The organism is Hyphomonas sp., from assembly GCF_037969335.1.
Taxonomy (GTDB): domain Bacteria; phylum Pseudomonadota; class Alphaproteobacteria; order Caulobacterales; family Hyphomonadaceae; genus Hyphomonas.
The window spans coordinates 1-9,095 of the sequence record NZ_JBBKXE010000126.1; the positions used below are offsets into that span (position 1 = coordinate 1).

At 61.8% G+C, this 9,095-nt stretch carries 7 protein-coding genes; all 7 read left to right on the plus strand.

What is annotated here, in order from left to right; genetic code table 11:
• The coding region (locus AADA04_RS09240) for a DUF2306 domain-containing protein (RefSeq protein ID WP_340692970.1) at positions 1–531 on the plus strand (531 nt) is incomplete at its 5' end.
• Positions 532–604: 73 nt separating this feature from the next.
• On the plus strand, positions 605–1,774 hold the full coding sequence (locus AADA04_RS09245) for an alkaline phosphatase D family protein (protein ID WP_340692971.1): 1,170 nt from the start codon (positions 605–607) through the stop codon (positions 1,772–1,774).
• A 45-nt stretch (positions 1,775–1,819) separates the two neighbouring features.
• Positions 1,820–3,064 carry an MFS transporter gene (locus AADA04_RS09250; protein ID WP_340692972.1) on the plus strand — a complete coding sequence of 415 codons (1,245 nt, stop codon included), beginning with the start codon at positions 1,820–1,822 and terminating at the stop codon, positions 3,062–3,064.
• A 124-nt stretch (positions 3,065–3,188) separates the two neighbouring features.
• Complete coding sequence (sucC, locus tag AADA04_RS09255) at positions 3,189–4,376, plus strand: ADP-forming succinate--CoA ligase subunit beta (protein WP_340692973.1); 1,188 nt, start codon at positions 3,189–3,191, stop codon at positions 4,374–4,376.
• Positions 4,377–4,385: 9 nt separating this feature from the next.
• Entirely contained in the window at positions 4,386–5,288 is a 903-nt protein-coding gene (gene sucD / locus AADA04_RS09260; protein WP_340692974.1) for a succinate--CoA ligase subunit alpha, read from the plus strand.
• 164 nt (positions 5,289–5,452) lie between these two features.
• Positions 5,453–8,461 (plus strand): 2-oxoglutarate dehydrogenase E1 component, encoded by a 3,009-nt coding sequence (locus AADA04_RS09265; RefSeq protein ID WP_340692975.1) that lies wholly within the window; start codon positions 5,453–5,455, stop codon positions 8,459–8,461.
• A gap of 39 nt (positions 8,462–8,500) precedes the next feature.
• Positions 8,501–9,095 (plus strand): biotin/lipoyl-containing protein (locus tag AADA04_RS09270; protein ID WP_340692976.1); only part of this gene is annotated, 595 nt, incomplete at its 3' end.

The following is a 9,095-nucleotide window of genomic DNA, read 5'->3' on the forward strand; positions in this document are numbered from 1 at the left end:
CCCTCACCCCGCCCTCTGCGCACCCGTCTCAAGGCCCGCAAACATACCGTCATCTTCGCGATTGCGCTCCTGGTCTATGCCGCGCTGAGCTATGCGACCCTCACATCGTCGGCACATCCGCCGCTGCAGTTTCGCCTTGATATCTCCCCGCTTCTTCGCTCGCCCTGGGTCCTCAAGGCCCACGTCACCGGTGCCATCGCCTCCTTTGCGATCGGGTCGTTCTTGCTATTGGGCGTCAAAGGCCGCCGCCTGCACCGCATACTCGGCTATGGCTGGGTCGCGACAATGAGCGTCACGGCCATCTCTTCCTTCTTCCTCGTCGGCCTGAACGGCAATAATTTTAGCGTCATTCACGCCATATCGGCCTGGGCCGTTATCGTCCTGCCCATGGGCGTCGCCGCCGCCCGCCGCCACGATATCAAGGCCCATCGCAAACACATGACGGGCATGTTCGTCGGCGGCATGGCCATTGCAGGCCTGTTCAGCTTCCTGCCCGGCCGGATGATGTGGTCGATTTTCTTCGGCGTTTGACCCTTTCCTGTCTTACGGCTGGCGCCGAAGCCCGTTACACGTAAGGTGAGCGGCAGAATGCGGGAGAACAGCCATGAAGCGCGCAATCGTCCTGATGGGATTGATCAGTCTGGTCGCATGCCAGGTTCCCCGGCCTATCTCCATTCCAGGTATTACCCGCGCCCCGGACAGCGCCGAAGAGGCGCTCGAGGCCTATTACAAAACGCTTCCGGATGACTTTTATCCGCGCGCGCCCGCAGGATTGCCCTTGCCGAGCAGCGATCAGCCGCTCTCCCGCATTCTCGTCGCCTCGTGTCTGGACGAGGAAAGGCCGGTCGCGCCCGCGCTTGAGGAAATCGCTCGCGAAAAGGCCGACCTCTTCCTGATGATTGGCGACAATGTCTACGGCGATCGTGATGGGAAGAATTATACCGTCAATCAGGCAGAGCTCGACGAGCTGCGGGAGAGTTTCAGCGATCTTGCTGCCCGGCCGGACTTTCAGGCCGTCCGCGCCGCCCATCCGATGATGGTCGCTTGGGACGACCACGATATGGGCGCCAATGATGGCGGCAAGGATTTTCCCTTCCGGCGTCTGGCGGAACGCATCCACGAGCGCTTCTGGGGACTTGAGAAACAGGATGTCGGTGCCTGGCCGGGCACATACTATGCCCGCACGTTCGGTCCTGAAGGCCAGCGGACCCAGATCATCATGCTCGACACGCGTTTTTTCCGCACACCGCTGACTCCAACAGACGCATGGGGCGTGAAAGGCAAGGAACGCTACATTCCCTCGATAGACGCGCATCAGGACATGCTCGGCGCAGACCAGTGGACCTGGCTTGAAAACCAGCTCCAGAAGCCGGCCGACCTGCGCCTGATCGTCTCGTCGGTCCAGGTAATGGCCACCGATGGGCATGGCTGGGAAGCCTGGTCACGCCTGCCCAAGGAGCAGGAGCGGCTCTACGAGCTGATCAACCAGACCGGCGCGAACGGCGTTGTGTTCGTCTCAGGCGACCGCCACACGGCCTTTCTCTATCGCAAGGACGGCGTGCTGCCTTATCCGGCCTATGAACTGACGGCCTCGTCGCTGAACGTCGCCTTCGCCGAAACCACCGAAGAGATGGACAGCGCCCAGATCGGTGCGGGCTACCCGCCCGAAAATTTCGGTGCCATCGATATTGATTGGGCGACTGGTACAGCGGCCTTGTCGATCAAGGCCAATGATGGTGCAACCGTTCGCGAGACTTCGGTCAAGTTCAAGTAATCAACGTGCGCCGGACACCCGGCTTCGCACGGTTCCAGGTAGTTGATGTCCGATACGCGTAATGTCTTTGTCCTGATCCTGTCCGTCATGATCGTCCAGATCGCTGGCGGGTTGCTCAGCATGCTCACCCCGCTTGGCCTCGAGGCCATGGGGTCGGGGCCGCAGACAATCGGCGTCATCGCCGGTTTCAATGCGGCCGGCTACATGATCGGAGCGTGGTCGGCACCTCGCATGCTGGGCCAGTTCGGCAATATTCGCCTGTTCGCTGCCGCTTCAGCCATGAACGCGGTGGCCGTCCTGGCCCTGTCGCTCTGGCACGATGCGGCATTCTGGGCGCTCTTGCGTATCGTGCAGGGCATCGCCTTTGCCTACATGTTCACCAGCATCGAAAGCTGGATGGGCGAGGCCGTGCCCGACAAGTCGCGCGGCAATGTGATGGGCATCTACCATACCGGTGCCAAGCTCTCGCTGATGATCGGGCCTTTCTTCGTGGCTGGCATGTCGCCGCTCGATGGCCGGGCATACGCCTGGGCCGGCCTGTTCCTCGCCCTCGCATTGGTTCCGGTCTGCCTGACTCGTCAGAAAGAGCCCGCCCCGCCGGACCGCAAGTCCATGCCGGTCGCCGAACTTTTCCGCATCGCTCCAGCCGCCGTGATCGGTGTGCTTCTGGCCGGTGTTATCAACACCGGTACGCTGGCGCTTCTGCCCGTCTATTTTGAACGCTTTGAACTCGCGGGCGGCGGCACTGCAGCTGTCGCCATCGCGGTCGCGGCTGCCTGGCTTGGCGGCCTCGTCCTGCAATGGCCTGCCGGGGTCTTGTCAGATCGTATCGAGCGCCGGCTCGTGATTGCGGGCATGTGCACAATGTCCGGCGTCGCCTCGCTCCTGATCGCGATCTTCGGCGTCGCGCTGGGTGAGATTGGGGTGATTGCGGTCCTCACCATATGGGGGGCAGGGGCCCTGTCCTTCTATGGCCTTTGTGTCGCCCATGCGATCGACCGCACACCGCGCGGCCGCGTGCCGCAGGTCATGTCGGGGCTACTCTTCGTCTGGGCTGCCGGATCGATTGTCGGTCCTCTCATGTCCGGCTTCGCCATGCGTGTGGCCGACCGGGCTGGCCTGTTTGGTCTTGCCGGTGTCCTGTTGTTCGTCCTGGCCATCCTGATGGTCGTCCGGGTGCGCCAGCGGGCGGCCCCGACCGAGGCCCAGCAAGAGGAATGGAAGCCGATCACGCCCACCTCGCTGGCGGGCGTCGAACTCGATCCGCGCAATCCGGACGTAGAGTCCTGAGGCTGCATCCAGTTTCGCGTACCCAGCCAGTTGTCGGCACGAAGAACCCTGTTATACAGCCCGCACTGTTAGCGGGGCGGCGCGCGGCCCTCCTGCACACGACACAACCATCAAGGCTTTCCATATGAACATTCACGAATACCAGGCAAAAGCGGTGCTCAAATCCTTTGGCGCCCCCGTCGCCGAAGGCGTACCGGTTCTCTCCCTCGCCGACGTCCAGAAAGCGGTCGACTCGCTGCCGGGTCCTCTCTGGGTCGTGAAAAGCCAGATCCACGCCGGCGGGCGCGGCAAGGGCAAGTTCGTTGAAGCCGATGCGGGCGAAAAGGGCGGTGTCCGCCTCGCCTTCAGTAAGGAAGAAGTGCTGACCTATGCCAAGCAGATGCTGGGTCACCATCTTGTGACCGCGCAGACCGGCCCGGCCGGCAAGCAGGTCAATCGCCTCTATATCGAAGACGGCGCCGACATTGACCGCGAACTCTATCTCTCCATCCTGGTTGATCGCGAAACCGGCAAGGTGGCTTTCGTCGTCTCGACCGAAGGCGGCATGGATATCGAAGCGGTTGCCCACGACACGCCAGAAAAGATCATGACCCTGCCAGTTGATGGCGGCGTCACCGAAGCGGATGCGTCCAAGCTCTGCGACGCCCTCAAGCTCGAAGGCACCGCGCGCGCCGACGGCATGAAACTCTTCCCGATCCTCTATAAAGCCTTCACCGAGAAGGACATGGCGATGCTGGAAGTGAACCCGCTGATCGTCATGGAAGACGGCCACCTGCGCGTTCTCGACGCCAAGGTCAGCTTCGACGGCAACGCCCTGTTCCGTCACCCGGACATCATGGAACTGCGCGACAAGACCGAGGAAGACGAAAAGGAAATCGAGGCCTCTGAATGGGACCTCGCCTATATCGCCCTCGAAGGCACGATCGGCTGCATGGTCAACGGCGCAGGCCTTGCCATGGCGACCATGGACATCATCAAGCTCTACGGCGAAGAGCCGGCCAACTTCTGCGACGTCGGCGGCGGCGCCGGCAAGGAGAAGGTGGCAGCCGCCTTCAAGATCATCATGAAGGACCCCAATGTGAAGGGCATCCTGGTCAACATCTTCGGCGGCATCATGAAATGTGACGTCATTGCCGAGGGCGTGATTGCGGCGGTCAAGGAAACCAATCTCTCCGTGCCGCTGGTCGTCCGCCTCGAAGGCACCAATGTCGACCTCGGCAAGAAGATCATTGCCGAATCCGGTCTCAACGTCATCTCCGCCGACGATCTCGACGACGCGGCCCAGAAAATTGTCAACGCGGTTCGCGGCTAAGGAATATTCATGTCCATTCTTATCGATAACAATACCCAGATTCTCACCCAGGGCATGACCGGCAATACCGGTTCGTTCCACACCAACCAGGCGCTGGCCTATTACGGCACCAAGATGGTTGGCGGTATCCACCCCAAGAAGGGCGGAACCATGTGGAAGGCCGATAATGGCACCGAACTGCCGATCTTCTCGACCGTCGCTGAAGGCAAGGCGGCCACCGGCGCCACCGCGTCCGTGGTCTACGTCCCGCCAGCCGGCGCAGCCGCAGCCATCGAAGAAGCCATCGACGCGGAAATCCCGCTGATCGTCTGCATCACCGAAGGCGTGCCCGTGCTCGACATGGTCCGCGTGAAAGCCAAGCTCGACAAGTCCAAGTCGCGCCTGATCGGGCCGAACTGCCCGGGCGTCATCACGGCGAACGAGTGCAAGATCGGCATCATGCCGGGTTCCATCTTCAAGAAGGGCAATGTCGGCATCGTCTCGCGCTCCGGCACGCTGACCTATGAAGCCGTGTTCCAGACCACGCAGGCCGGCCTTGGCCAGACAACGGCTGTCGGCATTGGCGGCGATCCGGTCAAAGGCACCGAATTCATCGACATGCTGGAAATGTTCCTTGCCGATGACGAAACAAAGTCCATCATCATGATTGGTGAGATCGGCGGCGGCGCAGAAGAAGAGGCCGCCCAGTTCCTCATCGATGAGGCCAAGAAAGGCCGCAAGAAACCGATGGTCGGCTTTATCGCCGGTCGCACGGCACCCAAGGGCCGCACAATGGGCCATGCCGGTGCCATCGTGTCCGGCGGCAAGGGCGATGCAGAAAGCAAGATTGCTGCGATGGAGGCTGCGGGTATCCGCGTGTCACCATCACCCGCTCGCCTAGGGACAACCCTGGTCGAGTTGCTGAAGGGCTAAGTCGCCCGACATTGAGAAAGCCAGGGCGGCCGCTAGGCCCGTCTGGCGAGGCCAGGTCCACAACCCTCGTCGGCCGTCCTGCAAAAAGTTCCTAGCGATAGGAACTAGGCAATATATCGTTCCTATATGTCGGGGAGCGATTTGGTCCAGAGGACGGATGAAACATGGCAGACGATGGCAGCCCGGTGAATGGCGCACGCAGCAAGGGCAATGCTGCGATGCTCGACACGGCATTCCTTTATGGCGGCTCGGCCCAGTGGCTTGAGCAGATGCAGGCAACCTATGCCCGCGATCCGTCGCTGGTGCCGGAAAGCTGGCGCGCCTTCTTTGCTGAGCTGGATGAAGAATCCGGCAGCGCAGCGGCCAATGCGGCCGGTGCCAGCTGGAAGCGCGGCGACTGGCCGCTGCAAAAAAAGGGCGACGAGACCGCCGCCTTCGACGGCAACTGGGCCGCCGTCGATCCGAAGCTCGAAAAGAAGATCAAGGCTGACAAGCCCGGTGCCACGGAAGCCGACATCGCCCAGGCGGTGAAGGATTCCATCCGCGCGATCATGATGATCCGCGCCTACCGCATGCGTGGCCACCTCGCGGCCCAGCTTGATCCGCTGGGCATCGAGGATTTTGGCGACCAGCCCGAACTCAACCCGGGCACCTACGGCTTTGAATCTGCCGACATGGACCGCCGCATCTTCATCGACGGCTATCTCGGCCTCGACTATGCCAATGTCACCGAAATGCTGGATATCCTCCGGCGCACCTATTGCTCGACCATCGGCATCGAGTTCATGCACATTTCCGATCCGCTCGAGAAAGCCTGGCTGCAGGAGCGCATCGAAGGCCCGGACAAGGGCATCGCCTTCACCACGGCTGGCAAGAAAGCCATTCTCGCCAAGCTGATCGAGGCCGAAACCTTCGAGCGCTTCCTGCACAAGCGCTATCCCGGCACCAAGCGCTTCGGCCTTGATGGCGGCGAGGCGGCCGTGCCGGCGCTGGAACAGATCATCAAGCGCGGCGGCGCGCTCGGCGTCGAGGAAATCGTCGTCGGCATGTCCCACCGTGGACGCCTCAACATGCTCGCAGCGGTCATGGGCAAGCCCTATGAGCAGATCTTCTTCGAATTCCAGGGCGGCAACACGCAGGGCGCCGACCAGTTCGGTTCCGGCGATGTGAAATACCACCTCGGAGCCTCGTCCGACCGCGTATTTGACGGCAACGAAGTTCACCTCTCGATGAACGCCAACCCGTCACACCTCGAAGCCGTTGACCCGGTCGTGCTCGGCAAGTCGCGCTCGAAACAGGAAATGCTGCACCGGGAAACCGGCACGCTCAATCGCACAAAAGTGTTGCCGCTGCTGCTGCATGGCGACGCTGCCTTTGCGGGGCAGGGGGTCGTGGCCGAATGTTTCGCGCTGTCGGGACTGTCCGGCTACCGTACGGGCGGGACGATCCACTTCATCGTCAACAACCAGATCGGCTTTACCACCAGCCCGCTATATTCGCGGTCCTCGCCCTATCCGTCGGATGTGGCACTGATGGTCCAGGCGCCGATCTTCCACGTCAACGGCGATGATCCGGAAGCGGTGACCTATGCGGCCAAGGTCGCGACAGAGTTCCGCCAGAAATTCTCGAAAGACGTCGTCATCGACATGTTCTGCTACCGCCGCTTCGGGCATAATGAGGGCGACGAGCCCATGTTCACGCAGCCGGTCATGTACAATGAGATCAAGGCGCACCCGTCGACGCGCGAACTCTACGGCCAGCGGCTCGTTGCCGAAGGCGTCCTGACCGCCGAAGATGTCGAAAAGCAGGTCACGGATTTCGAGACCTATCTCGACACCGAATTCGAGGCGAGCAAGAAATTCAAGGCCAAGAAAGCCGACTGGCTGGACGGTGAATGGAAAGGCCTCGGCCTGCCCGAAGACGACGAGCGTCGCGGCAAGACGGGCGTCGCCAAGAAGCGCCTGCAACAGCTCGGCCAGTCGATCACGACCGTTCCGGACAATATCGAGATCCACAAGACGCTCGCCCGCGTCATCGATGGCCGTGCCACCGCTATTTCCAAGGGTGAGGGCCTCGATTGGGCCACCGCAGAGCATCTTGCCTTCGGCACGTTGCTGGAAGAGGGCTTCCCGGTCCGTCTGTCCGGTCAGGACGTCGGCCGGGGCACGTTCTCGCAGCGTCACAGCCATTTCATCGACCAGAAATCGGGCGAACGCTATACGCCGCTGAACCATATCAGCGACAAGCAGGCCCAATACGAAGTCATCGACTCGCTGCTCTCGGAAGAAGCCGTGCTGGGCTATGAGTATGGCTATTCGCTCGCCGACCCGAACACGCTGACCCTGTGGGAAGCCCAGTTCGGCGACTTCGCCAACGGCGCGCAGGTCTTCTTCGACCAGTTCATCTCCTCGGCAGAGCGCAAATGGCTGCGCATGTGCGGTCTCGTCTGCCTCCTGCCGCATGGCTATGAAGGGCAGGGGCCGGAACACTCCTCCGCTCGCCTCGAACGCTTCCTGCAGATGTGTGCCGAAGACAATATGCAGGTCTGCAACCTGACGACACCGGCAAACTATTTCCACGCCATACGCCGTCAGATCCACCGCGACTTCCGCAAGCCGCTGATCATCATGACGCCGAAATCATTGCTGCGTCACAAGCTGGCGACCTCCTCGCTCGACGATATGACGACCAAGTCCTCGTTCCACCGGATCCTGTGGGATGATGCCGAGACGCCGGGCCGTGAAGGCAAGATCAAGCTGGTGAATGACAACAAGATCCGCCGCGTCGTGATGTGCTCGGGCAAGGTCTATTATGACCTGCTGGAAGCCCGCGAAGAGGCCGGCGTCGACGATGTCTACCTGATGCGGTTCGAACAGTTCTATCCCGTGCCGCGCCGCTCGATCATGAATGAGCTGAAGCGCTTCAAGGGCGCGGAACTGGTCTGGTGCCAGGAAGAGCCCCGCAACATGGGTGGCTGGACCTTCATCCGTGACGAGATCGAATGGTGCGCGACACAGATCGACGCGAAATCGCCACGCCCACGCTATGCTGGCCGTCCGCCGTCGGCCGCCACAGCGACGGGCCTGATGTCCAAGCACAAGGCCGAAATGGCCGCCTTCCTCAACGCCGCCCTCGGGCCGGACCCGGTCGACGACAAGATTGTCGCGGTCTGATCCTTCTTTTCCGGAATTTTCCAATATGGACCTTGCATCATGACCGATATCTCAGTTCCCACACTTGGCGAAAGCGTCACCGAAGCCACCGTCGGACAATGGATGAAAGCCGCCGGCGACAGCGTCAAACGCGACGACGTGCTCGTTGAACTCGAGACAGACAAGGTCTCGGTCGAAGTCTCCGCACCGGAAGACGGCGTCCTCTCTGAAATCGTTGCCAATGTCGGCGATACAGTGGAAATCGGCGCACTGCTCGGTCGCCTCAATGCCGGCAACGGCGCAGCCAAGGCAGCACCTGCCAAGGCCGAAGCCGCGCCGGCCAAGGAAACCAGGGCCGCTCCGGCGCCTGCAGCATCCGGCGGCAAGCTCACGGACGTTGCTGTGCCGACCATGGGCGAAAGCGTCGCCGAGGGCACGCTCTCGACCTTCCTCAAGAAGGTCGGTGACAGCGTCAAGAAAGACGAGACCATTGCCGAGATCGAAACCGACAAGGTTGCCCTTGAAGTGCCGGCGCCAGCCGACGGCGTGATCGCGGAACTGGTCGTGTCCGAAGGCGACAGCGTCACACCGGGCGCCGTCATTGCCCGCATCAGCGCCGGTGGCGCTGCGTCCGCTCCTGCGGCCACTCCGGCCG

Coding starts and splice junctions, on each gene's coding strand:
- AADA04_RS09245 (WP_340692971.1), top strand. CDS start 605: ATGAAGCGCGCAATCGTCCTGATGGGATTGATCAGTCTGGTCGCATGC.
- sucD (WP_340692974.1), top strand. CDS start 4,386: ATGTCCATTCTTATCGATAACAATACCCAGATTCTCACCCAGGGCATG.
- AADA04_RS09265 (WP_340692975.1), top strand. CDS start 5,453: ATGGCAGACGATGGCAGCCCGGTGAATGGCGCACGCAGCAAGGGCAAT.
- sucC (WP_340692973.1), top strand. CDS start 3,189: ATGAACATTCACGAATACCAGGCAAAAGCGGTGCTCAAATCCTTTGGC.
- AADA04_RS09250 (WP_340692972.1), top strand. CDS start 1,820: ATGTCCGATACGCGTAATGTCTTTGTCCTGATCCTGTCCGTCATGATC.